The organism is Pararhizobium polonicum, from assembly GCF_001687365.1.
GTDB classification, from domain to species: Bacteria; Pseudomonadota; Alphaproteobacteria; order Rhizobiales; family Rhizobiaceae; genus Pararhizobium; species Pararhizobium polonicum.
The window spans coordinates 39,484-63,860 of sequence record NZ_LGLV01000009.1 but is presented as its reverse complement, the minus strand read 5'-3'; the positions used below and the strand labels follow the sequence as shown (position 1 = coordinate 63,860).

Annotated in this window: 21 protein-coding genes; 3 read left to right on the top strand and 18 right to left on the bottom strand. The window is 61.7% G+C overall.

What is annotated here, in order from left to right; all coding sequences use genetic code 11:
• Both cyoB and cyoA read right to left on the bottom strand, forming a co-directional pair.
• Positions 1 to 2,004: a cytochrome o ubiquinol oxidase subunit I gene (gene cyoB, locus ADU59_RS15170; RefSeq protein ID WP_068954983.1), complete on the bottom strand. Its 2,004-nt coding sequence runs from the start codon at positions 2,002 to 2,004 to the stop codon at positions 1 to 3.
• 45 nt (positions 2,005 to 2,049) lie between these two features.
• A complete protein-coding gene (gene cyoA, locus ADU59_RS15165; protein ID WP_068954982.1) occupies positions 2,050 to 3,225 on the bottom strand; it encodes a ubiquinol oxidase subunit II in 1,176 nt (391 codons plus the stop codon).
• 370 nt (positions 3,226 to 3,595) lie between these two features.
• Here cyoA and ADU59_RS15160 point away from each other — a divergent pair, with 370 nt between their 5' ends.
• Entirely contained in the window at positions 3,596 to 4,945 is a 1,350-nt protein-coding gene (locus ADU59_RS15160; protein ID WP_068954981.1) for an MFS transporter, read from the top strand.
• 99 nt (positions 4,946 to 5,044) lie between these two features.
• Here the strand turns inward: ADU59_RS15160 and ADU59_RS15155 are convergent, their stop codons facing one another.
• The 10 genes from ADU59_RS15155 to ADU59_RS15110 form a co-directional block, all read right to left on the bottom strand.
• Positions 5,045 to 5,581, bottom strand: coding sequence for a flavin reductase family protein (locus ADU59_RS15155; RefSeq protein WP_068955163.1), 537 nt, complete (start codon positions 5,579 to 5,581; stop codon positions 5,045 to 5,047).
• A gap of 77 nt (positions 5,582 to 5,658) precedes the next feature.
• Entirely contained in the window at positions 5,659 to 6,885 is a 1,227-nt protein-coding gene (locus tag ADU59_RS15150; protein WP_068954980.1) for an acyl-CoA dehydrogenase family protein, read from the bottom strand.
• Between the two features lie 87 nt (positions 6,886 to 6,972).
• Positions 6,973 to 7,752, bottom strand: coding sequence for an alpha/beta fold hydrolase (locus ADU59_RS15145; protein ID WP_068954979.1), 780 nt, complete (start codon positions 7,750 to 7,752; stop codon positions 6,973 to 6,975).
• Positions 7,752 to 8,789: a zinc-dependent alcohol dehydrogenase gene (locus ADU59_RS15140; RefSeq protein WP_068954978.1), complete on the bottom strand. Its 1,038-nt coding sequence runs from the start codon at positions 8,787 to 8,789 to the stop codon at positions 7,752 to 7,754. The genes ADU59_RS15145 and ADU59_RS15140 overlap by 1 nt, the downstream gene beginning before the upstream one ends.
• Complete coding sequence (locus ADU59_RS15135; protein ID WP_244506440.1) at positions 8,786 to 9,823, bottom strand: branched-chain amino acid ABC transporter permease; 1,038 nt, start codon at positions 9,821 to 9,823, stop codon at positions 8,786 to 8,788. The genes ADU59_RS15140 and ADU59_RS15135 overlap by 4 nt, the downstream gene beginning before the upstream one ends.
• 4 nt (positions 9,824 to 9,827) lie before the next feature.
• Positions 9,828 to 10,685 (bottom strand): branched-chain amino acid ABC transporter permease, encoded by an 858-nt coding sequence (locus tag ADU59_RS15130; protein WP_068954977.1) that lies wholly within the window; start codon positions 10,683 to 10,685, stop codon positions 9,828 to 9,830.
• Positions 10,672 to 11,394: an ABC transporter ATP-binding protein gene (locus tag ADU59_RS15125; RefSeq protein ID WP_068954976.1), complete on the bottom strand. Its 723-nt coding sequence runs from the start codon at positions 11,392 to 11,394 to the stop codon at positions 10,672 to 10,674. The genes ADU59_RS15130 and ADU59_RS15125 overlap by 14 nt, the downstream gene beginning before the upstream one ends.
• 2 nt (positions 11,395 to 11,396) lie before the next feature.
• Positions 11,397 to 12,125, bottom strand: a complete 729-nt coding sequence (locus ADU59_RS15120; RefSeq protein ID WP_068954975.1) for an ABC transporter ATP-binding protein — start codon at positions 12,123 to 12,125, stop codon at positions 11,397 to 11,399.
• Positions 12,126 to 12,232: 107 nt separating this feature from the next.
• Positions 12,233 to 13,534 carry an ABC transporter substrate-binding protein gene (locus ADU59_RS15115; RefSeq protein ID WP_244506439.1) on the bottom strand — a complete coding sequence of 434 codons (1,302 nt, stop codon included), beginning with the start codon at positions 13,532 to 13,534 and terminating at the stop codon, positions 12,233 to 12,235.
• A gap of 79 nt (positions 13,535 to 13,613) precedes the next feature.
• Positions 13,614 to 14,432 carry an SDR family NAD(P)-dependent oxidoreductase gene (locus ADU59_RS15110; RefSeq protein ID WP_068954974.1) on the bottom strand — a complete coding sequence of 273 codons (819 nt, stop codon included), beginning with the start codon at positions 14,430 to 14,432 and terminating at the stop codon, positions 13,614 to 13,616.
• A gap of 345 nt (positions 14,433 to 14,777) precedes the next feature.
• Between ADU59_RS15110 and ADU59_RS15105 the strand changes: the two genes are divergently transcribed.
• A complete protein-coding gene (locus tag ADU59_RS15105; RefSeq protein WP_068954973.1) occupies positions 14,778 to 16,400 on the top strand; it encodes a XylR N-terminal domain-containing protein in 1,623 nt (540 codons plus the stop codon).
• Between the two features lie 92 nt (positions 16,401 to 16,492).
• Here the strand turns inward: ADU59_RS15105 and ADU59_RS15100 are convergent, their stop codons facing one another.
• From ADU59_RS15100 to ADU59_RS15090, 3 genes are read right to left on the bottom strand one after another with little or no spacing between them, the layout of a single operon-like run.
• A complete protein-coding gene (locus tag ADU59_RS15100; RefSeq protein ID WP_068954972.1) occupies positions 16,493 to 17,767 on the bottom strand; it encodes an ABC transporter substrate-binding protein in 1,275 nt (424 codons plus the stop codon).
• A gap of 35 nt (positions 17,768 to 17,802) precedes the next feature.
• A complete protein-coding gene (locus ADU59_RS15095) occupies positions 17,803 to 18,465 on the bottom strand; it encodes an alpha/beta hydrolase (protein ID WP_068954971.1) in 663 nt (220 codons plus the stop codon).
• Between the two features lie 8 nt (positions 18,466 to 18,473).
• Complete coding sequence (locus ADU59_RS15090; RefSeq protein WP_068954970.1) at positions 18,474 to 19,430, bottom strand: VOC family protein; 957 nt, start codon at positions 19,428 to 19,430, stop codon at positions 18,474 to 18,476.
• Positions 19,431 to 19,606: 176 nt separating this feature from the next.
• On the opposite strand from ADU59_RS15090, the gene ADU59_RS15085 reads away from it, so the two are divergent.
• Complete coding sequence (locus ADU59_RS15085; protein WP_068954969.1) at positions 19,607 to 20,596, top strand: LysR family transcriptional regulator; 990 nt, start codon at positions 19,607 to 19,609, stop codon at positions 20,594 to 20,596.
• Positions 20,597 to 20,629: 33 nt separating this feature from the next.
• Here ADU59_RS15085 and ADU59_RS15080 read toward each other — a convergent pair whose 3' ends face one another.
• From ADU59_RS15080 to ADU59_RS15070, 3 genes are read right to left on the bottom strand one after another with little or no spacing between them, the layout of a single operon-like run.
• A complete protein-coding gene (locus ADU59_RS15080) occupies positions 20,630 to 21,517 on the bottom strand; it encodes an intradiol ring-cleavage dioxygenase (RefSeq protein WP_068954968.1) in 888 nt (295 codons plus the stop codon).
• Positions 21,518 to 21,524: 7 nt separating this feature from the next.
• The gene (locus tag ADU59_RS15075) at positions 21,525 to 23,279 is read right to left on the bottom strand and encodes an FAD-dependent oxidoreductase (protein ID WP_068954967.1); all 1,755 of its coding nucleotides are present in this window, start codon (positions 23,277 to 23,279) and stop codon (positions 21,525 to 21,527) included.
• Positions 23,272 to 24,372 (bottom strand): branched-chain amino acid ABC transporter permease, encoded by a 1,101-nt coding sequence (locus ADU59_RS15070; protein ID WP_068954966.1) that lies wholly within the window; start codon positions 24,370 to 24,372, stop codon positions 23,272 to 23,274. Before ADU59_RS15070 ends, ADU59_RS15075 begins: the two co-directional genes overlap by 8 nt.
• Positions 24,373 to 24,377 lie beyond the last annotated feature (5 nt).

The window sequence follows — 24,377 nt, the reverse complement described above, 5'->3', positions numbered from 1 at the left end:
TTATACCTGCCCGGCAAGCAGCTCGGTGCGCTTGTCTTCCGTTTCGACGACTTCGTTCGCGGGAATGTAGAAGTCTCTATTGTAGTTGAACGTATGGGCGATCGCCACGACGAGGATAGCAACGAGCGACAGGGCGGCCAGCCACCAGATGTACCAGATCATCGCGAAGGCAAAGGCGACGCTCAGGCCCGACAGGATGACGCCGGTGCCCGTGCCCTTCGGCATATGGATCGCCTTGAAGCCCGACAGCGGACGGACATAGCCGCGGCTCTTCATGTCCCAGTAGGAATCATGGTCATGAACGACGGGCGTGAAGGCAAAGTTGTATTCCGGCGGCGGTGACGATGTCGACCATTCCAGCGTCCGGCCATCCCACGGGTCGCCGGTAAAGTCCGCCAGCTGCGCACGCCGCTTGAAGCTGACGACGAGCTGGATGAGGAAGGACAGGATACCGAGCGCGATCAGGAAGGCACCGAAGGCCGCGATGACGAACCAGATCTGCAGTGACGGATCCTCGAATTGGGAAACACGGCGGGTGACGCCCATCAGGCCGAGGACATAAAGCGGCATGAAGGCAAAGAAGAAGCCGCTGAACCAGAACCAGAAAGACATCTTGCCCCAGAACGGATCGAGCTTGAAGCCGAAGGCTTTCGGGAACCAGTAGGTGACGCCGGCCATCAGACCGAAGACCACGCCGCCGATGATGACGTTGTGGAAATGGGCGATCAGGAACAGCGAGTTGTGCAGCACGAAGTCTGCCGGAGGCACGGCGAGCAGAACGCCGGTCATGCCGCCGATGACGAAGGTGATCATAAAGCCGATCGTCCACAGCATCGGCACTTCATAGCGGATACGGCCGCGATACATGGTGAAGAGCCAGTTGAACATCTTCGCCCCGGTCGGGATCGAAATGATCATCGTGGTGATGCCGAAGAACGCATTGACGCTGGCCCCCGACCCCATGGTGAAGAAGTGATGCAGCCAGACGATATAGGACAGGATGGTGATGACGACCGTCGCATAGACCATCGAGGCATAACCGAAGAGACGCTTGCCGCTGAAGGTCGCCACCACTTCGGAGAAGATGCCGAAGGCCGGAAGCACGAGGATGTAGACTTCCGGGTGGCCCCAGATCCAGATCAGGTTCACATACATCATCGGGTTGCCGCCGAGATCGTTGGTGAAGAAGTTGGTGCCGGCATAGCGGTCGAGCGACAGCAGCGCGAGCGTCGCGGTCAGAACCGGAAAGCTCGCAACGATCAGAACGTTGGTGCACAGCGAAGTCCAGGTGAAGACGGGCATCTTCATCATGGTCATGCCCGGCGCGCGCATCTTGACGATGGTGGCGATCAGGTTGATGCCCGAGAGCGTGGTGCCGATGCCGGCCACCTGCAGACCCCAGATGTAATAATCCACCCCGACGCCCGGACTGTAATCGGCGCCCGACAGCGGCGGATAGGCAAGCCAGCCGGTGCGGGCGAACTCGCCCACGAACAGCGACATCATGATGATCACGGCGCCGGCCGCCGTCATCCAGAACGAGAAATTGTTGAGGAACGGAAAGGAGACGTCGCGCGCGCCGATCTGCAGCGGCACCACGAAATTCATCAGACCGGTGACGAAGGGCATCGCCATGAAGAAGATCATGATCACGCCATGGGCTGTGAACACCTGATCGTAATGGTGCGGCGGCAGATAGCCTTCGGAGCCGTTGAAAGCCATTGCCTGCTGGATGCGCATCATGATCGCGTCTGAAAAGCCGCGCAGCAGCATGACGAGCGCCAGGATGACATACATGATGCCGATCTTCTTGTGATCGACACTGGTGAACCACTCGCTCCAGAGATAGCCCCAGAGCCTGTAATAGGTCAACGCAATGACAAGTGCCAGGCCGCCAAGGGCCACGGCCGCGAAGGTCGCGACCAGGATCGGCTCGTGATAGGGGATGGCCTCGAGGGTCAACCGACCGAAGACGAACTTCTGCAGGTCAAGATTGGAAAACATGGAAGTACCCGTTCATCGATGTCTTAGCGACGCAAAGCGCCAGGTTCAGTTGTTGAGTTGGGCCGGCGCCGGATCGCCGTTGCCGTGGTCCATACCGGGCATGGAATGGCCGTCGTGCATATTCATGCCCTTCATGTCGCCTTCCGCCGGTGCTGCCCCGCTCTTTTCCGTTCCGGCAGGCTCATCGGCACTGTGGGCGGATGTTCCGGTTGCCGGGAAGGTCGCGCCGGGCGCTGCCTCGTTGTTACCGGTGCGGCGATTGTCGTATTCCAGCTTCTGGCGATTTTCAGCGCTCTCCTTGCCGCCGCCACCCATCATGTCGATGTGCATCATCTCGCTCATGCACATCTTGCCGGGTGTCGCGCACAGATTGAGGATCGCCTCGTAAAGCCCTTTCTCAGCCGACGCGTAATAACGGACCGGCTCCTTCTCGCTCGGTTTTTCGAGCTTCAGGTAGGCATCACGGTTGAGCGCCGTACCCTGCGTTTTCACCCGGCCGACCCATTCGTCGAAACCCTGCTGGGTCAGGCCGTGGAACTTGAAACGCATATGGGAAAAGCCGTCGCCGCTGTAATTGGCGGAAAACCCGTCGAAGGTGCCTTCCTTGTTGATCACCGCATGCAGCTTGGTCTGCATGCCGGGCATGGCGTAGATCTGGCCGGCGAGTGCCGGGATGTAGAAGGAATTCATCATCGACGACGACGTGATCTTGAAATTGATCGGCACGTCGACCGGAGCCGCCAGCTCGTTGACGGTGGCGATGCCGAGATCAGGATAGAAAAACAGCCATTTCCAATCGAGCGCGACCACTTCCACCGTCAGCGGTTTGGTTTCCGCCGGAATGGCGCGCGCCGCATCGAGCCTGTCGAGAGGCCGATAGGGGTCGAGCTTGTGGGTGCTGATCCAGGTGACGGCCCCCAGCGCCATGACAATGGCAAGCGGTGCCGACCAGATGACGATTTCAAGCCGTGTCGAATGGTGCCAGTCCGGAGCGTAAGTCGCCTTCGTGTTCGAATGGCGGTACCGCCAGGCAAAGAACAGCGTCAGGAACAGCACCGGAATGATGATCAAAAGCATCAGCACCGTCGACACGAGAATCAGATCACGTTGCTGGTTGGCGATATCGCCCGAGGGCGACATGACCACCATGTTACAGCCTGCCAGCGAAAACACCGGTAGCAGGAGGGGGAAAAGGCGGGAAAACCTTGCCAGCTTTTGCACGACTCTACGCTCTTGTTTGTTTCATCGACCTTGGCACTAAGACACTCGACGTCACTGCGATATGAGGTGTTTGGTCGCAGCGCAGCAAATTGGTTGCGGCGCAGCATAATGTCGCACGGTATCCTTCTGAAATCATGAGTAGTTTTAGAAGGATTTAGTTTCAGCGATACCGTCGGAAAAACCAACTAATGCCCGAAAAACGATCTTCCAGAGGCGCCTAGCATTTAATGGCCGTCCCGCTGACGATTTCAAGCACCGATTTGGGGCCGGATGACGATTAATTCCGCGATCGGGTCTTGATAAGACGGTGAACTTGATCAACATCATTCAAAGAGGCTTTATCCGAAATGGTCTCAGCGAGGGAGGCATCATGAGCACCGCAACCGAATATGGTCCGTCGTCGTCCTCGCTGGAGCGCGATGCCCGGCAGATCCACGATGACAAGCCGGCATCCGCCGGAGACATCGCCATCGGCGTGATCATCGGCCGGATGTCGGAATTCTTCGACTTTTTCGTCTACGGCCTCGCCTCGGTGCTGGTTTTCCCGCAGCTGGTCTTTCCGTTCGCGCCCGACCGCCTGACGGGAACAATCTATTCCTTCGCGATCTTTTCGCTCGCCTTCATCGCCCGGCCGGTAGGCTCGGTGGTGTTCATGACCATCGACCGCTGGTACGGACGCGGCACGAAGCTCACCATCGCCCTCTTCCTGCTTGGCGGCTCGACGGCCTCGATCGCGTTTCTTCCGGGATACGAGCAGATCGGTTACTGGTCAATCGCGCTTCTGGCGCTGTTCCGTCTGGGTCAGGGCTTTGCCCTCGGCGGCGCCTGGGATGGCCTTGCCTCGCTGCTGGCGTTGAACGCGCCGCATAACAAGCGTGGCTGGTATGCCATGATCCCGCAGCTGGGTGCGCCGATCGGCTTTGCACTGGCGAGCGTTCTCTTCGGTTTCTTCGTCGCCAACCTGTCGAACGAGGACTTCCTCAGCTGGGGCTGGCGCTATCCGTTCTTCGTCGCCTTTGCCATCAATGTCGTCGCGCTGTTCGCTCGCCTCCGCCTCGTCATGACGAAGGAATTCGGCACGCTTCTCGAACAGCATGAGCTCCAGGCGACCCCGATCAGCGAAGTGGTCCGGTTTCACGGCCGTGACATCATCATCGGCGCCTTCGTGCCGCTGGCAAGCTTTGCGATGTTCCATCTGGTAACGATCTTCCCGCTCGGCTGGATGAACCTGTTCGGAAACCAGGCGATCGGCGCATTTCTCCTGATCCAGGTTGCCGGCGCTGCGGTCGGTATCGTCACCATCATTCTTTCCGGCCTGATCTCGGACCGTATCGGCCGGCGCAAGCAGTTGATGATCTGTGCGATTGTCATCGCCGCCTTCAGTTTCGCCGCACCGCTATTGCTTGGCGCCGGCTCGTTCGGACAGGATGCTTTCGTCATCATCGGCTTTGGCGTGCTCGGCCTGTCCTTCGGCCAGGCGTCCGGCGTGGTCTCGTCGCGCTTCGGCCAGACCTACCGATATACCGGCGCGGCCCTCACCTCCGACCTCTCCTGGCTGGTCGGCGCCGGTTTCGCCCCGCTGGTGGCCCTGATTCTCTCCAGCAAGTTCGGCTTGCCTTTCGTCGGTTACTACCTGCTGTCCGGCGCCGTCTGTACCATCATCGCGCTCAGCTTCAGCAAGGCACTCGAGGTCCAGGACAACTCGCGGCGCGGCCGATAGCTCTCACGGAGCGCGCCGAGCGAAGAACCGCCAAAGCACGCCGATCCCGGCCTGGAGATATCTTCGGCCTGCCCGTCACGCCATATGGACGAATGTTCCTTAGAACGTCGCCGAATCCTCAGGCCATAATAGCAGCGGCGCTTTGTTTTCCTCGGAAATCGTCCGCAGCTCATGCCAGGTACGGTTGGCATAGACCAGCGTATCATCCCCCCGCGCGTCTTGCGCGAAGGGCGATGCCGATAGAAGCTCGGCGGTCACCAGGCAGGCACCGGGCACGGCGAGCCGGCCCCGAAGTGCTGCCCGGAACCAAAAGCCAACCTGGGGATAATAAGGCTCTCCCGAAGCGAGCCGCTCCCAGCGCACATCGGCTCCGAAACGGTCGACCCCGCTGGTGGCGCACAACCTCGCAAGCTTCATGTCGCCGCGCCGCACGAAATGCACGACCACGGTTTCCGCCTGCTCGACCGCCTTCGCCGTCGACGATGATGCCGAAAGCGAGAAGGCCACCATTGGCGGCGATGCGCTCACGGAAATCAGCGAACTGACCGTGAGCGCGACCGGTCCATCACCCGCATCGGCCGTGATGATCGCCACTCCTGAGGGATGATGACGGAAGGCTGAGAAAAAGGCTTCCATCACCGGGTCCCTGGCGCCGCTGTCCGTGGCCCTGGCCGTGCCCGATACGGGCTGATCCTGCCGTTTAACCACGCCGCTCATTTCCTTTCAATCAAATCGTAGAACTGCCAGACGCGATCGCTCCACAGCCCGGCAATTTCGCGGCCGGCCGCGCCAACAATATTGGGATTGATCGTGAAATGATTGGCCGCGGTCAGCATCTCGCGATAGGTCCGCTGCATCACGCCATACCGCAGGGCGGCCCCGCCGGCTGCCCGGTAGACGAATTGGCAGGCATCGACGCCGGCTTCGTGCACCTCGGACTTGGCAAGATGTATGAGACTGATCTGACGGGTCGAGACGCGATTGCCAGCCTCGATCGAGGCTTCGACATCACGCCAGACTTCGAAGAGGAAGGCACGCGCCGCACGCACGCGAGCATCCGCCCGGCCAAAGTCAAACCAGAACTTGTCGCTCTCGCCAAGCAGGCCGGCGCGGCCGGTCTTGGTGAGGGCATACTTCGCGACCTCGTCAAGGATGCGCCGGGATGCGCCGATGGCCCAGCCCGAATGGCCGATCGAGGCAAGTCCAACGACGCCAAGGCTGAAGAATTCCTTCATGCGCTGCGGTTCCGCGGTCAGGATCGGGAACACCATGTCTTCGGGAATGAGTACGTCCTTGGCAGCGTAGTCGATGCTGCCGGTCGCCTGCAGGCCCAGCGAGTGCCAGTTTCCGAGCAGGTCGTGATCCTCGACCGGAGCGTGGGCGCAGAGCACGATCACGTTGCCGTTTTCATCCTTTGTCGGCTGACCGGTACCATCGTCGAGAAGTGCTGCTGTGTGGGTGAAGGTGGCATGATAGATGCCGCTCGCATAGGACCACTTGCCATTCAGCAGGTAGCCGCCATCGACCTTCCTGAGCATGCCCGTCGGTGTACCCTGTCCGGAAAATCGGTTATCAACGTCGCCGCCGAACAGGCGGTTGATGGCGGTGTCCGGCAGGAAAGCCGCCGACATCGCGCCGATGCAGGCATGGACCATCGATATCCAGCCGGCTGCCCCGCTGTAATAGGTGATCGCTTCTATGAGCTGCAGCCCCCTGGTCGGGGAAAGCTGCGCGCCGCCGATGTCCTCGCCGGCGAAGATGTGCGACATCCGCAGCGACTTCAGGGCTTCAAACGTCGCCTCGTTCAGGCGACCGAGCTTTTCATTGTCCTGCGAATTCTCTTCGAGAACAGGGCCAATCTTGCGCACCTGCTCCATCAGGGACGAAAAATCCGTTTTCGTTCCCCAGTATGCGTTCTCATGCTTCAGTGGTGCATTCATGACTATTCCTCCTTGGCATTTCCGATTGTGCCGCAAGGCCGGTCTCGGCAGGCCTTGCGGCGTTTCCTATCAAGTTCCCGCGACGCTTCAGCCCGCGAGAAAATCTCCGATGGCAGCCGTCGCCTGCGGCTCCTCCTGCATGGCGAAATGGCCGGCGTCGGCGATGATCAATGTGCGGGCAGCCGGGATGCGCGCGGCCCAGACCGGCGCCTGCGATGCCGGCAGCATGCGGTCCTTGTCGCCCCAGACAATGAGCGTTTCATTCGGAATGCGGCCTAGCCAGCGCCCGAGATTGGGATGCCCCATGCCGTGAACCTTGAGAATATTGCCGAGCGCCCGGCCCTCTTTCTCGCGGAGAGCCAGAAAGTCCTCCAGCGGCGGGCATTCCGATCCGCCGGGGAAATAACGCAGGGCAACGCCGACATCGTGCGCCAGATAGCCTGGCAGTGCTTCGGGGCCGATTGCTGCAAGATCGGCGCCGGGATGATCCGGATGGTTGAGTCCGGCCGGGGCATTGAGGACCAGCCGGCCGAAGCGTTCGCCAGCCACCGCGGCCATTTCCGCCGCCATCCATCCGCCCATCGAATGGCCGACGAGATGCGGACGTTCAAGACCCAGCGCCGCGATCAGGCGCAGATTGTGTACGACCAGATCCTGCATCCCGGCAAAATGCCGCGCCTCGCCGCTTTCGCCGAAACCCGGATGAAAGGGCAGATAGACACGGAAGCGGTCGGCAAGCCCCCTTGCCCATTCGTAGCCTTCCAGGGTGGCGGCGCCATGCAATGCCAGCACCGCCGGCCCCGCGCCGATTGCCTTCACGACGACGGATACGCCGTCGATGTCATGCGTCAATGTTTCGAAATCCATCAGTTCCTCCCGGAATTCGCCGATCGATCCGCCTCGGCGGTGATCAGCACCTTGCATTCTGTCGTCCTGCGACGGAGCCCCTCGAATGTCTCGGCAACATCCGCAAAGCCGATCCGCGCCGTTATGAGTTCCTGCGGCCGGAAGCGGCCGGGTCCGAGCGCGTCGAGCGCGGTTTCGAATTCGGCCATGTTGAAGAACACGGCGAACGCCAGAGTGATCTCCTTCGACAGCGCGACGAACGGGTCCCACTCGTCTCCGCCGACGCAGAGGCCAACCCCGATCACGGTTCCGTGGGGGCGAACGAGGCGGCAGGCGAAATCCAGCAGGCCGCGCTTGCCGACACATTCGAAGACGATATCCGGCGCGGCACCGGCCTGGTTCTGGAACTCCGCTGCGAGGCCCGGCCCGGACAGCGCAAAACCGGTCGCCCCCAGTGCCGCCGCCCGCGCTTCCTGATGGCGGCCGAGATCGGCGACGATCACATCGCCGGCGCCATAACGGCGGGCCCAGAAAGCAACCAGCAGACCGATTGGACCGGCGCCGAGGATGAGGACGCGAGCGCCCGGCTTCAGGCCGGATCGCACGACCACGTGCAGGGCCACGGCAAGTGGCTCGGCCAGCGCCCCTTCGGCGGTCGGCAGATCTTGCGGCAGAACGCGGCATTGCCGGGCTGCGACGGTCGTAAATTCCGCATATCCGCCGCCGATGAGCCGCATTTCGGCGCACCAGGCGGGCTCGCCACACAGGCAGCTTTCACAATGGCCGCAGCCACGCATCGGTGCGACCGCCACCCGGTCTCCCGGCTTCAGGTCATCAACACCGCTGCCACAACGAACGACTTCACCGGCGAATTCATGTCCGAGCACGTCACGGGGCTTGAGGCCGAACGTCACCGGGTCCTCGGTCATATGCAGATCGGAGCCGCAGATGCCGCAAGCTGCGATCTTGAGCAGAACCTCGTCATCGGCCGGCTCGGGCACCCCGATGTCATCGATACGCAAGGGTTGCCGGACACCGTCGAAAAGAGCGGCCTTCATGGCTTGTCCTCCAGAAGGAGGCGTCGGGTCGGAAACCAGGGGGCGTCCACCACCTTGCAGATCAGCCCCCAGATGCCGCCGCGCGCAAACAGCGCCATGAACAGCGTGAGAAGACCCAGCACCACCACGTAGGTGGTGCCATATTCACCGAACCACCTGTCCGCGAAGAAATAGATGAGTGCACCAATCAGCACGCCTTCGAGCGATCCCAGCCCACCGACCATGACAATGAAGATTGCGATATTGGCCCAGTTCGGGTCATAGGCGGACGGCGGGGTGATGCGCAGCTGAGCGAGGAAATAGGTGGCGCCGGCAAGCCCGGTGCCCATGGCCGCGGCCACCCAGAGCAGAAAGCGCACGCGCCCAACATTGACGCCCTGACTTGCCGCAGCGACCGGATTGTCCCGGATAGCAATCAACGCCAGGCCATAGCGCGAGCGCAGAAGCGCATAGCTGCCGCCGACGGTGAGCAGCAGCATCAGCGCCGAGATCAGCGAGACGCCAAGCGCGCGTTCGTCGGCCGAATACCCGGTCATCACGCGAAGGCTCATGCCGGCGCCGCCATTGACATAGCCGAAAACCGAGGTTGCCAACCGCATGACTTCGGCGATCACCCAGGTGCCGATGGCGAAATAGGGTCCGTCAAGCCGGTGCAGCAGGCCATAGGTGGGAACGGCCAGGATCGCGGGTGCGATCATCGCCAGCACGACCGCGACGAACGGATTGAGACCCCAGAGCTGGGCCATCACGAACATCATATAGGCGGCCACACCGACGAAAGCCTGCTGGCCGACCGATACCAGACCGCCATAGCCGGCAAGCAGGTTCCACATCTGCGCCACCGCAATGTAGCAGCAGAGTTCGACAACGTCGCGGATCAGGCCCTGGCTCGCCCAGAGCGGCATGGAGGCGATCGCAGCCAGCACGCCAAGGCCTATGATCAGCGCCACGACGCCGGACACTGTCTGGCGCTGCACGCGGACGGGGGCCGGCTGTACGGCACCGGTATCGGCATGAGCAAACATCTCTGCCATGGGCTCAACCCTTTCCGAGTATGCCCTGCGGCCGCAGGGCGAGAATGATGAGAAAGACGAGATGGCCGGCGAGGATGCCGAAGCCCGGATCGATACGGAAACCGATCGACTGGCTGATACCGAGCACCATGGCGCCAATGAACGCGCCCCAGATCGAGCCCATGCCACCGATGATCACGGCCTCAAACGCATAGATCAGCTGGTAGGCACCGTCGGCGGGTGCAACGGTTGACCGCAGCGACTGAAAGACCGCCGCAAAACCCAGGATCGCCACCGCAAGCGCGGTCGCGCCGGCATAGATTCTCTTCGGGTTCACGCCGGTCATCGCGGCGGCCTCGACATCGGCGGAGGCGGCGCGCAGCGCCCGGCCGAACCGTGTGTGGCGCAGCACAGCATGGAGCCCGGCGGTCAGGACGGTCGCCGTGCAGAGCACGATGACGGGCAAGACGCCCACGAAAATCGGCCCCAGCTGCACCGATGCCTGCGCCAGGCCGGCGCTTGGAAGCGAGCGGGTATCCGCCGACCAGATTTGCTGCATCGCGTTCTGAAGCGCCACCGAGAGGCCGAACGTGGCAATCAGCGAAGGCAGAGGATCCTCGCCAACCACCCGGTTGAGGATCAGGCTCTGCAAGAGCACGCCGAAGACGGCCCCCAGCGCCACGAGCACGACCAGAACCGACCACGGGCCGAGCGAAAAGGTCGAGGCAAGACTGATCCCGATCAACGCGAGCAGGATCATCAGGTCGCCATGGGTGATGTTGACGATGCGCATGACGCCGAACATGAGCGCCATGCCCAGCGCGTACTGGGCGTAGAGGCCACCCAGCAGAATACCTTGAATGAGCCCGTCAATCCAATGCATGAGATGCTCCGAAATAGGCTTCGCCGATAGCCTCGCGGGAAATGTCTTCTGAGCGGCCGGTAAGGGTGACGCGGCCTTCAAGCATGCAGTAGAGCCGGTTGGAGGCCGAGCGGGCCAAGCCGACGTCCTGCTCGACCACCACGACGGCAGTGCCGCGTTCGACGATCGAGGGAATGGACTGATAGATTTCCCGCACCACCTTGGGCGCCAGACCGAGACTGATCTCGTCACACAGAAGCAGGCGCGGCTGGTTGAGCAACGCCCGGCCGATGGCGACCATCTGCTGCTGGCCACCCGACAGCGACTGCACCGGAACGGCCTGTTTTTCCTGCAAAATAGGGAACAGCGCGTAGACCCGGTCGATCGTCCATGGCTCGCCGTGCGGCGGGGCGGCATGGTCCGTTGCGACGCGCAGATTGTCGGCGACCGACATGCCCGAGAACAGGCGCCTCCCTTCGGGAACGATCGCGACACCAGAGGCCACCATGCGATATGGCTGGCTGCCGCCGACCGGGCGGCCATCGAGCTGCACCATATCCGGGGCCACGCGCAGCAGGCCCATGATCGATTTCAGGAGCGTCGACTTGCCGGCGCCGTTGGCGCCGATCAGAGCAACCACCTCGCCTGCGCCAATCTCGAAATCGACACCGTAAAGGGCCTGGAAGTCACCATAGCGGGCCACAAGCCCATGCGTGGACAGAAGCGCCATGCTCATGTTTCGATCCCCATATAAACGCGTCGGACTTCCGGATCGTTGATGACCTCGTCCGGCGCGCCTTCGGCGATCTTCTCACCGAAGTTCAAAACCATGATCCGATCGGCAACAGCGAGCAGGGCATGCAGGACATGCTCGATCCAGACGATGGTGACGCCACTGTCGCGGATGCGCCGGATGAGCGCGACGAGCGCCTTGCCTTCATCGTCGGTCAGGCCGCCGGCAATCTCGTCGAGCAAAAGAAGTTTCGGCCCGGACGCGAGCGCACGTGCCAGTTCGAGCCGTTTGCGATCGAGCAGCGTCAGGGATCCCGCCGGGCGGTTGGCCTTGTCGGCGAGTTCGCAGTGACGCAAAATCTCGGCGCATCGCGCGTAGCTTGCGGCTTCCGACTTGCCACCGCCGAAGGAGGCCGCGACAAGCAGGTTCTCGAACGTCGTCATGCCGACATAAGGCCGTGGAATCTGATAGGTCCGCCCGATGCCCATCTGGCAGCGCCGGTGGGGCGGCTGGCCGACCAGTCTATCGCCGGCAAAGACCAGCTCGCCGCCGTCGACGCGGATATCACCGCTCACCAGGTTGAAGAGCGTGGTTTTGCCGGCGCCGTTCGGCCCCAGAATGCCCAGCACCTCGCCACCGCGAACGTCGAAGGTGATATCGTGGAGGACCCGCAACGCCCCGAAGGACTTGGTCAGCCCCTGCGCCGCAAGCAATATGTCGTTTGCCATGCTTCTCCATCCCAAACTCATGCATGCCCGTCAGGCGGCTCCTCGCCACCTGTCTCGTCCTGCCGCCCATGAAGGCGGCAGTACCGGTTCCGGAGTTTCGGTCCTGCTCAGGCAGACCAGGGGATCGGCACCATCTTCTGTTCAGGCTCGAACAGCTTGTTGACGGTGTTGTCGACGATCTTCAGATCGTAGGGCCACTTGTCGCCCTTCCGCCATTGGCCGCCGAAGATCGGTGTCGTCGAGACGTTCGCATGCGGGCCGCTGGAAAAGTCGACCTTCCCGATCAGCGTGTCGAGCTTGGTCGCGACGATCGCCTCAAGATTGGCCGCCCGGTCGAGCGGATTTTCAGAGCGCTTGAGCACATCCAGGGCGACCTCCCAGAGCGCATGGCTGTAACCGAGCGGCTGGGTCCACTGTTTCTTCGTTTCGTTTTCCCACGCATTGGCGATATCGCGGCTTGCCTGCCCCGTTAGCGTCGACTTGAAGGGAAAGGCCGGTGTCCACCAGACCTCCGACGACATGCCGTCGCCGAGCGGTCCGAGCGCCTGAATGCCGGACGGGAAGAGCAGCGCCGCTGCCACCGTCATGGCCTTGGGCTTGTAGCCCTGCTGTGCACACTGGTTGACGAAGGTCTTGAAATCGTCCGGAGAGGTGATACCGCCGATAATGTCGCAACCTGCCGCCTTGAAGGCGTTGATCTGGGCGGAATAATCGTTGGTGCGCGGCTGGAAATATCCGGGAACCACGATCTCGAAGCCGGCCTTCTGGGTCGGCGCGGGCAAGCCATAGCCATCGTTGCCCCAGGTTTCGCCATCGGCGTTCTGCGGAAACAGCATGCCGACCTTGCGGTTGGTATCGAGCGTATTCCACAGACCGACGAAAGTATTGAGCGCCTCGTCGAGACCCCAGAAGAAATGGTAGGTCCACTTGAAGGGCTTATCCTGCCCGCCGCGCGGAAAGATGATCGCCTGCCAGGGCGCGCCCGTCGAGATGCACGGGCACTCGTAGAGTTCGGCTTGGTCTGCCGCGGGGCTCACCGTGTCCGTTGTCGATGCCGGCAGGAGAAGATGTACCTCCTTGTTCAGGATGAGGTCGCCCGCCACTTCCGCCGCCCGGTTGGGATCTGACTGGCTGTCCCGCATCAGGATTTCGACGTCGTAGCGCCCGGATTTCGTCTCCAGCCCGTTCTTGAGCAGATCCTGGATCTTGCCCAGCGCCCAACCGTCCGTTTCGCCGAAGAGCGCGAGTGGACCCGTCACCGGCGTGACGAAGCCGATCTTGATCGTGCCGGCCGACTGTGCGCGCGCAACCATCGGCGCTCCCAGCGCCGAGGCCACAAGGCCAGCACCCATTCCCTTGAGTACCGTTCGTCGCGACGGCCTCGCTATCTTGTTTGTCAGTTCCATCATGGTCTCCTCCCTTTGATGTCTCTGTTGATGTTCGCAACAGCCGGCCGCGTCCTCCACGCAGGCCGGCCGTTGCGTTGCCTCATTTGATGCGGTGCATCGCGCCTCCGTCGATGACGATCTGGCTTCCGGTCACATAGGACGAGCATGGCGACGCCAGGTAGAGCGCCAGCCCTTTGATATCTTCCGTATCGCCGATCCGGCCGATCAGGGACTGCGCCTCGAAGGCCTTGCGGTCCGCAGGGATTTTCAGGCGGCCGCCGGCAATGTTGGTCATGAAGGGGCCTGGCGAAATGCAATTGATGAGAATACCGAAGCTGCCCAGTTCCATCGCCATCTGGCGCACGAAATGGTCCACGCCGGCCTTGGCCGGCATGTAGGGTGTGCCGACGATGGCTTCATTGATCTGGGCCGCAATCGACGACGTGACGATGATCCTGCCGCCGCCGGTCGTCTTCATGTGCCGCGCGGCATGCTTGACAGTTGTGTAGACGGAGGTGAGGTTCACCTCGATCACCCTGTCCCAGTGGTGATCGTCCAGCACGTCGATTGCGCCTTCGCGAATACGGCCACCCTCGGTCGACAGAAAGCCGGGCCCCGCATCGATGCCGGCATTGGCAAAAACCACATCGATCCGGCCGTGCCGGCTCGCCACGGCATCGAACGCCAAGGCCATGGCGGTGCGGTCGCTGACGTCAATCACCTGTCCCCAGACGTCGGCGCCGCCGCTCTCCATGTCTGCGATCACCCCATCGAGACGATCGGCATTCATGTCGAAAATGCAAACGCGCGCGCCGTTGTCAGCCATCACCTCGGCATAGGCGCGGCCAATCCCGCTTGCCCCGCCGGTCACGATGACCGATCTGCCACGAACGTCGAACATGTCCTGTAAAGTCGTCATGCTTGCTCCCACACCACTGCATCTGGCGGTTCGGCGGGCGCACTTTCACCCCGCGCCGAACCGATCTCTCCAGGCACTGTCCGCTCCTCCCCGGTCGCGGCTTCATGTCTACGGGATGATTAGGACGTCGAAACGCATGGGCCTGTCAAATGTCGGATCGAAATCGAAATCTTCTTTCGAAGAAAAAATGCAAACATTTGAATTTAAACGAATTTTTCCAGTATATTTTTGCGACGCAAAATAAATTCCCGCAAATCCACTTTATGAAATCATCATATTCGCTTGACCATTTGATGAAAATCTTGGAGCTTCAATCTGCCGCTTAATGACGTGAGAAAACACGAAATGATCGCTCCGATTGAACCCTCCAAAGTGCTGGACCGCGGCGGCAATCCAACCGTTCGCGAACTGCTGTCCAGTATCGTGTTCAATCCCAGCGACGGCATGATCAGTCTCAATGGCGCGCGCATCGTCATGCAGCGAACCGCCGTCAGCACCGAGCTCCGGCGCGAGCTCATTCGCATGCTCGGGCCGCAGGAAGCGCGCGTGTTTCTCATCCGCCTCGGCTTCCTGTCAGGCCAGTCCGATGCGCGTTTCGTGCGGGCCAGCTGGCCCAATCTCAACGCCCGCGACGCCTTCACGGCCGGCACCCGGCTTCATACGTTCAGCGGCGTAGTCCGGGTCGAAACGGTGTTCAACACCTATGATTTCAGCAAGAAGAAGCTCACCGCCGAGTTCCTCTGGCACGACAGCGTCGAGGCGGCGGAATTCCGCGACAGACGGCCCTCTGCGGATCCTGTTTGCTGGACGCAGCTGGGCTACGCATCCGGCTATGCCAGCGAATTCTTCGACACGCTGATCGTCTACAAGGAAGTGGAATGTGTTGGTCAGGGGCATAGCCATTGCCGTGTGGTGGGCAAGCATGCCGGCGCATGGGGCGCTTCCGATCCCGAGGTTGCGCTGTTCCGCGACCGGATCCTGGCCACGCAGGACACACCGCCACCCGAACCCGCGCGCAGGTCCGGCGCCCATTTGCCTGAAGTCTCTCTCAGCGGGCTGGACCGGGTGCTGCTCGCCCCCGTGCGGCCGCAGCTGGACCTTCTGGCCCCCATGGCACTGCCGGTTCTTATATCCGGGGCCTCAGGCACCGGCAGAAGCCGGGCGGCGCATTATCTTCATCGCGCGTCCGCCGTGCAGGCTGCGGAGATGCGACGGATCTTCGGCGCGCAGGTCAACCTTGAATTCTGCACCGAAATCGCGCTGCCCCGTAAAGCCGCCAAACGCAATGCGGGGCGGGAGACGATCCTGATCGATGGCGTCGAGACCATTGCGGCCGATATCCAGCTGCAGCTGGCGCGGGCGATCGAGGATGGGATTATCAGCGGCGGGCCACGCATCATTGCGCTGTCGCAGGAGGACATGCCGGGCAATTCTCGCGGCCTGTCGCCCGAACTGCGGACTGCCCTGTCGGCGTTGTCAATCCGCCTGCCGGCTTTCGCGGAGCGAACGGGCCGGCGTGCCGACATCGCCATGGAATTGTTGCCGATGCTGGCGTTCCGGATGGGCATGGACGCAGCGACTTTGGACAGCGCGGCAACAAGACTTGTCGAGGACTTTGGCTGGCCTGGCAACCTCCACCAGATGCGCAGCGTGTTGAGCGCAACGCTCGCAAGCCATTCGAATCCGGGTCCAATTACAGCAGAGGAAATTGCAACGCAGCTTTCGCGCTTTGCCAGCCAGTCGTCCATGGCGGGCGAAGACGGTACATCCGTGTCGTCCCTGCTCGAAACGCTGATGGGGGCAGAGGAATTTTCCCTCCCCGATTTCGAGCAGTCGGTCTATAGAGCAGCCCTTGAGCGGGCGGGCGGAAACCTCTCTGCTGCCGCGCGTCTTCTCGGCCTGACGCGTCCGCAGCTTGCCTATCGCGTCAACGGGCAAAACGATTCCAAGCCCGAAAAGACCGTTTGAGCCGTTCACCGTCTCGATGCGTCAATCGTAAGGACAAGAACCAGCCGAAACTCGCAGCTCCGGCTGGCAACGGTATTCATCTGCCCTATCGTTCAGCTCAATGCTTCCATTGTCCCGCCGGCGGGAATGAAGGTTGCGGTCTTGTTGTCGACGATGACCAGTTCGAATTTCCCGTCCGGCTGACGGCGCCATTGACCGCCGACCAGCGGCGTCTTGGCGACGTTCCTGGCCGCGAACGGCGGCAGGCCGGCACCGTTCCACTCAATGCGACCGACAACAGTATCGGCCCTGGACGCCCCGATCGCAGCGGCGACCGCTTCGGCATCGGTCACGTCGTCAACCCTGCCCATCACATTCGCCGCCATTTCGAACAGCGAGTGGATGAAGCCGATCGGCTGGGTCCACGGCCTGCCCGTCCTCTCGGTAAACTCGGCCGCCAGATCCGCCGACGACTGGCCTGTTATCGATGATTTGAACGGATGGTTGGCTGACCACCACACTTCCGACGAGAGGTTGTGACCGTTCTGGCCGAGCGCTTCCACCGATTGCGGAAACAGGATCGCCTTGGCAACCGTCACTGCCTTGGGCGTCAGGCCCTGCTGCTTGGCCTGGTTCCAGAAGGTGGTGAAATCCGGCGGGATCACCACGCCGGTGAGGATCTCTGTGCCGGCGCCTTTGAAAGCATTGATCTGAGCGGTGAAATCGTCGCTGAGATTCTGGTAGCGGCCGGGATCGTTGAGTTCAAACCCGGCAGCCGCCAATCCCGGCTTCAGGCCATTCTGCGGGTCGCCCCAGGCATTGCCATCGGCATCGTTCGGAAACAGGCCGCCGACCTTCCTGTTGGTTTCAAGCTGCGCCCACATATTGGTGTAGACGGCGATGACGTCCTCGAGGCCCCAGAAATAGTGGTAGGCGAAGTTGAACGGTTTCCAGGATGCCGGGTCGCCGGGATTGCCCTGCTGGCCGATGAACCAGGGCTGCCAGGGCGCCTTCGTCGAGATGCAAGGGATCTCCTCCGCCTCGCAGGTGGTCGCGACCGGATTGGTGTTTTCCGGCGTGGACGCCACCAGCATCAGATCGATCCGGTCGGAAACGATCAGCTCCTTGGCAACTTCGGCGGCGCGGTTGGAGTTTGACTGGCTGTCCTTGACGATGATCTCGAAATTCTTGCCGATATCGGTCGCAAGGAAGCGATCGATGTTGAATGTGTCGCTTTCGGCAAAGGCTGCGAGCGGGCCCGTCTGCGGGCTGACGTAACCCAGTTTGATTTTGGCGTTCTGTGATATCGCCGGTGTCGGAAAGGCACCGAACGTCGTGCCCACCGCGGCGGCGGCCGTACCTTTCAGAAGTGTTCTTCGCTTCATCATGTTTCTCTCCCCCCATGACACAGTCGAATGCGTGACTATCCGGCAGCCGGCCGGAACGGTTTTCGGCCGGATGCCAGCGCCGACAACATTGCGTCGAGCTGCGCTACCTCCGTATCGGATGCTTCGTGCGCCCTGTCGGGAAAGATGTCGCAGCGCAATTCGGCGCGCGCCTTGCCGAGCGCTTCCGCAGCCCCGGCGAAGGCCTCGACCGGTATCCACGGGTCCTTGTCGGAGCCCGTGAGATAGACCGGCATGCGGTCAAGATCGGCGAAAGGCCGGTCGCAGGCCGGCGTGCCGACGCGGCAGCCGGTGAGGTTCACCATCGCCCCATCCCAGGGCCCGTATTTCATTGCGTATTCCAGCGTCAGGCATGCACCCTGGCTGAAACCGCCGACAAGCATGGGAAGAGGCCGCCCGGCATCCCGGACGAAATCGGTAACGATCTGGCGAAGATGGATCAGCGAAGCGTCGAGCTGGCGGCGCGCACCGTCGGTCAGTGGATCGACGGCACGGGCATCGTACCAGCTATTGCCCGCTGCGCGTGGCAGCACGAAAGCGATACCGGCGCTCTTGAGCCTGCCGACCACCTGTTCGTGCATGTCCTCGGGCGCCTGGGTGCGCCCATGGACGAATACGCAAAGGACTTTGGCCTCCCCGGGGGACACACCGAGGCGCAGTGGAGCATCATGCGTCGCCATGGCGCTGCTCAGAAGTTGGCCGGTTCGAGGCCGGCGATCAACTCCGCCTTGCGATCCTCGAACCACGGAGGGAACACGAGCGTGGTACCGATCTCGCCCGGAGGCTCGTCGAGCGCCCAGCCGCCCTCGACCGACCAGGCGATTTCGAACAGCGCGCCGCCCGGCGAACGGACATAGCAGGACTTGAAATAGTTGCGGTCCTTCTGGTCCGAAACATCGGTGAAGCCAAGACCTTCGAGATGCGCCTTGAGCTTCAACTGATTTTCCTCGTTGCCGCTGTTGAGCGCCAGATGATGGATCGTGCCACCGGCGAGCGTCCAGGTTCCCTGGCGATCGTTCGGTTCGTGCAGGATCTCGACCATGCTGCTCGGACCTGCCGTGTTCGGCACAGAGAACATCAGGCCCTCGTCATTGTCGGCCTCCTTCTTCATCGACATGCCGACAGTCAGGAAATCGTCCATCGACGTGCGATCGAAAACGGCGATTGCCGCCCCGTAAATGCCTTTGATGCCATATTGCGCATTGACGCCCTGCGCCTCGTTGACGATCGACGGACGCGTGTCGGCCGGGCTTTCCACCAGCTCGTGCGGGATGCCGCATGGATGCTTGAAGCCCACCCGGGTCAAGCCGAAACGGCCGAATTTCCGTGCCTCGATGCCCTTGGCATTCAGCCTGTCGACCCAATAGTCCGATGCCCCGACGGGGATGGCCTGCTGGATGATTTTCGACTGATTGGTACCGCGCCGCCCGAAGATCGCCGGCTTGCGGAAGGGAAAGGTGGTGATGATGGTCGAGGCATCGCCATCGCGCGAGCCGTAATACAGGTGATAGACCGGAACGCTGCCGTCAAACAGCACGGTCCGCTTCACCGAAAACAGACCGAGTATCTTGGTATAAAAATCGTAGTCTTCCTGCACCCCATCGGTGCTGAGCGTCAAATGGTGATATCCGCTGACAAAAGCCATCGCCCTGTTCTCCTCCTCAAGGACTTCGTCCAATCTCCGGCACGTCTCCCGCGTGTCGCTGCGACAACCGCACGGCTGCGTGCCGGTTTATCGTATCGCTTCCAGAGATGGGCAAACTATACACACCTCACACGCCCTCTTGTTGCGATTACTCATAACCACTATAGCAATTTGCTATGAAGCTAGATGAACGACATCTCGTCCAGTTGGCCGCCGTCATCGAGACAGGCGGGGTAACCGAGGGAGCCGCTCTGCTCGGCATGACCCAGTCGGCCGTGTCGCGCACGATCTCCATGCTCGAAAAGCGGATCGGCGAACAGCTCTTTATCCCCGGGCGCCGGCCAATGCAGCCGACGTCTCTCGGCGAGCAACTGGGCCAGCAGGGCAAGGCCATCCTGTCGTCCTCGAGAAAGGCGGACGAGATCATCCGCAGCTTCAAGTCCGGCTCGTCGGGGCGCGTCCGGCTGGGTGGTGTTCCCTTCTTCATAGATGCCGTGATCTCGCCGATGGTCGCCTCCTTCCAGCGGAGCGAGCCGGGGATCATGATCGATCAGTCCTATGGCAATTATCCCGATCTGATGGCGGGTTTGGAATCCGGACAGATCGATCTTGCCGTGACTCCGACCGGCGCTTCGGATCTCAAGGCGGATTATGCATTCGAACCCATTCTTTCGGCCCGCAACGTACTGGCCTGCAGCGTTGGCCATCCCCTCGTGCACAAGCGGACCATCGCCATCGAGGACATCGTCCACTACCCCTGGGTGGCGCCCCTACCGGGCTCGCCGCTGGTTCTCGATCTCCACAACATCCTGCTGACGCTTGGCATACCGGAAGTCTCGATCCGCTATGCAGGCGGATCGCTTCTCAGTGTCATCAACTACCTTATCGGGACCGATGCGCTGGCTATTCTGCCGCTTTCCGTCGCTTTTTCCTTCCGCCGCGAAAGCAAGATCACCGTCATCCCGCTCGATATCCCGCAGCCCGAGCGCGCGCTCGGCATCATGACCAAGCGCAAACCCTACGCCAATCCCGCCAGCCGCAAGTTCATCGGTCACCTGCGGCGCGAATTTTCCGACCTGCGCCGCATGATCGAAAAGCACGACAGCTCCATTCCCTGGGCGCATGGCCCTTTCCTTGCCGAACGCGACCGCAAGCCGATGGCCTGAAATGCGGGATGGCGGCGGTCCAGATGCCGAAGCTCAGGTCTCCCCCTTCCGCGCCAGAACAAAATCATGGTCCACATCCCAGAAATCGCCGGCAAACCCGTATTCCTGCGCGCGTGCCGGATCATGCATTCTGTTGAACTTGGCCAGCAGGCTTTCCTTCACACCAAACACCGCATCCGAGTTGATATAGGGGTCGTCGGGATCGAAGATGTGGGTGGTCAGCGTCTCATAACCATCGGCCTTGATGATGTAATGCAGATGCGCGGGGCGGTAAGGATGGCGGCCGAGCTGGCCCAGCAACTGTCCCACCGGACCATCGTCCGGGATCGGATAGTATTTCGGCTTGACGGCGCGGAAGCAGTAGCGGCCGTCCGGTCCGGTGCGGAAAATGCCGCGCAGGTTGAAATCCGGCTGGATCCCCTTCTGCTGGACATCGTAGAAACCTTCGTCATTGGCCTGCCAGACATCGATAACGGCATCGGCGATCGGTTTGCCTGACGTATCGAGGATACGACCCTCGATGAACATGTCCTCGCCCTTGGCATCGAGGCAGATATTGGCGCCCATCGGCAGTTCCGGTGCGTCGGCGACGTGGAAGGGGCCGAGAACCGTGCTCTCCGATGCGCCGGACGGCTTGCGGTTGTTGATCGCATCCACCAGCATCGAGACACCCAGCACGTCCGACAACAGGATATATTCCTGACGCCATTCGTTGCAGGTCTGGCCCGTCCGGGTCAGGAACAGGATCGCCTGCATCCATTCGTCCTGGGTCGGTTCGATCTCCTTGACCGCTTCGTGCAGCTTGCGAGTGATGACCTCCATCACCTGCTTCAGCCGTTCATCCCTGGCGTTTATGTTACGGCCGGTGACGACGGCGACGGAATCGTCCTCGGTGAAAAAGCCTTTTTCGTGCGTTGCCATGATCGTCTCACTTGTTCAGGATGGAATTGAGGACACGGCGAAGTTCAGCTTGCGGATCGGCAACCATCCCTTCGGCACGCCAGGCGACATGATGATCGGGCCTCACCAGCAAGACGCCGGAATCGCGGATTTCACGCATGTTGGCCCAGTCTCCGACAAGGTCCTGCCATTCCTGGCGCGGTCCGATCTTGTGCACGGCGATCGTCATGCCGAATGCCTTGCCCAGCGACTTCGCGGCCTCGACCCAGCCATCGCCGCCGACCCCCGTCAGCACGGTAAAGACGCCGTGGCCTGTGAGATCCAGCGTCGACACCTTTTCGCCGTTCTGGCCGAACAGCCAGGCATGCGGCAGCCGGGCGCCGGGCCAGGTGGTGGGCTGGAAATGCAGTTCGGCATCTTTCTCGAATGCCGGTTCGGGCTGACCATCGGTAACAATCGCGCTTGACCTGTAGCGCTGATTCATCTCGACGCCGTGGGCATCGAATTCATAGACCTTGGAGGCAATCGCCTTGCGGATGGCAGCGCGCTGCTGTTCGGCCGCGTCGGTGTCGTCGCAGCGGGCATCCATGTTCTGTTGCATCTTCACCGGATCGACGGAGTCCAGCAGGCCGAGCGCCTTGAAGATCGGCCCGAACTCCTCGATCGACTTGTTGGCGCGGGTCACGATCTGCTTGGCAATCGGCGCGCGTTCGGTGTCGTAGCTGTCGAGCAATCCAAGTCCGGCTTGCCCCTTGATGACTGCCGCCAGTTTCCAGGCAAGATTGAATGCGTCCTGGATCGAGGTGTTGGAGCCCAGCCCGTTCGAAGGCGGATGGCGGTGGATCGCATCGCCCGCGCAGAACACGCGGCCGCTTGCGGTTTTCGTCGCATACATGTTGTTGACCGTCCAGGTCGAGACGGACTTGATCTTCGGTTTCAGTTCCTGATCGCCGACGAGGTCGCGCACCACCTTGATGGCGAAATCGTCGCTCACTTCGGGCGCCGGCTGGTTGATGTCATAGCCCCAGACGATCAGCCACTCGTTCCAGGGGCGCACCATGCGCACCAGTCCCATGCCGATACCGCCGACATCGGCCCCCGGCTGCAGCACCCAGTAGAGTACCGACGGGCGGTGGGCGACATGGCGCGACAGATCCGCCTCGAACAGGATATTCATCGAACCGCCGACACCCATCTTGCCCTCATAGGTCAGGCCCGCATGTTCGGCGACCTTGGAATTGCCGCCATCGGCACCAACCAGGAACTTCGAGCGGATGGTGATGTCCTTGTTGGTCAGCCGGTCGCGGCAGGTGGTGGTGACACCATCGGCATCCTGAACGTGGCTGAGATATTCCGTCGACATCCGTGCCTGCGTGCCGCGCGAACAGGCGGTCTTGAACAGCAGCGGTTCCATGAAGGTCTGCGGCAGGTCGTTCATGTGGCTTGGCGACGAAAGCTGGTGCTCGGCACGCGACAGCGGATGCTTGCCCCAGCTTTTCATCCGGCCGATCTCCTCGCCGGTGAGGGACGTGCAGAAGACATTCTCGCCCATCAGGTCCTGTTCTGCGGCGAACATATAAGCCTCGTCTTCCACATTGCGGCCGAGGTCGCGCAGCACTTCCATTGTGCGCTGGTTGGTGATGTGGGCACGCGGCGTGCTGGCCAGCCAGCGGTAGCGGTTGATGACCATGTTCTCGACCCCATAGGTCGACAGCAGCGCCGCAGTGGCGGATCCCGCCGGTCCTGTGCCGATGATGAGTACGTCGGTGGTGATGTCAGCCATGCGGCCCTCCCTTGATGTCTTGTGAATTCGAAATGTCTGGAGCCCCGCCCTTGAGGATGCGGCGGACGGGAAAGAGCTGGATTCCGGTGCGCGCGGAGAACAGACCCCAAAGCCCACGGGGCGCAAACAGCATCGTTGCGATCGCGATCATGCCCAGTATCAGCAGGTACCAGGAGCCATAGTCGGCCAAAAGGTGCTGCAGCAGGAAGAAGACGATGACACCGACGATCGGCCCCTCGATCGTACCGATGCCGCCGATCACCACGATGAAGATCACATAGGCCGTCCAGTCGAGAAGCGAGAAAGCGGCATCCGGCGAGATTCGTTGCTTCTGAACATAGATGAGCGCGCCCGCCATGCCGGTAATGAAGGCGGTCGCCAGATAGACCAGCGCCTTCATGCGCCGAGCATCGACACCAACGGCACGCGCGGCCTGCTCATTGTCGCGGACGGCCGCGAGACCGAGCCCCTGCCTGGAGCGGAGAAGACGGTAGATGAAGCCGATCGCGGCAACGGCCAGGATCAGCGCCAGCCAATAGGTGAGCGCGTCCCCGGCCTGTGCCGACTTCATGCCGAATGTATTTTTGAGCAGATCGATACCGGCCATGTCGCGGATCGCCTCGCGCGGCAGGGACGTTCCGGTGCCGCCACCCAGCGCCTTCCATTGAGCGAAGAGAAGGCGGCCGACTTCGGCAATCACCCATGTGCCGATGGCGAAGTACGGCCCGTAGAGCCGGAAGGTGAAGAACGCCGTCGGCACGGCGACCAGCGCGGCAAACAATCCCGCCGCCAGAATGGCGACCAGGGGATCGAGCCCCGCCAGTGTCACGACAGCGAACATCGCATAGGCGCCGCAGCCGACGAACAGTTGCTGGCCGACCGAAATAAGCCCGGCATAGCCTGCCAGCAGGTTCCAGCATTGCGCCAGAACCAGCATCGTCAGGATAAAGAACAGGTCCTGGATTGCCCCACGCGAGACCAGGAATGGGGCTGCCGCGGCCACCACGACGACCAGCGCGGCTACGCCCGCGAATGCAGAGGATGTCCTTGTACGGGTCTCGACGTTGAATACCTGTCGGGAGAGAACGGTCATCGGCA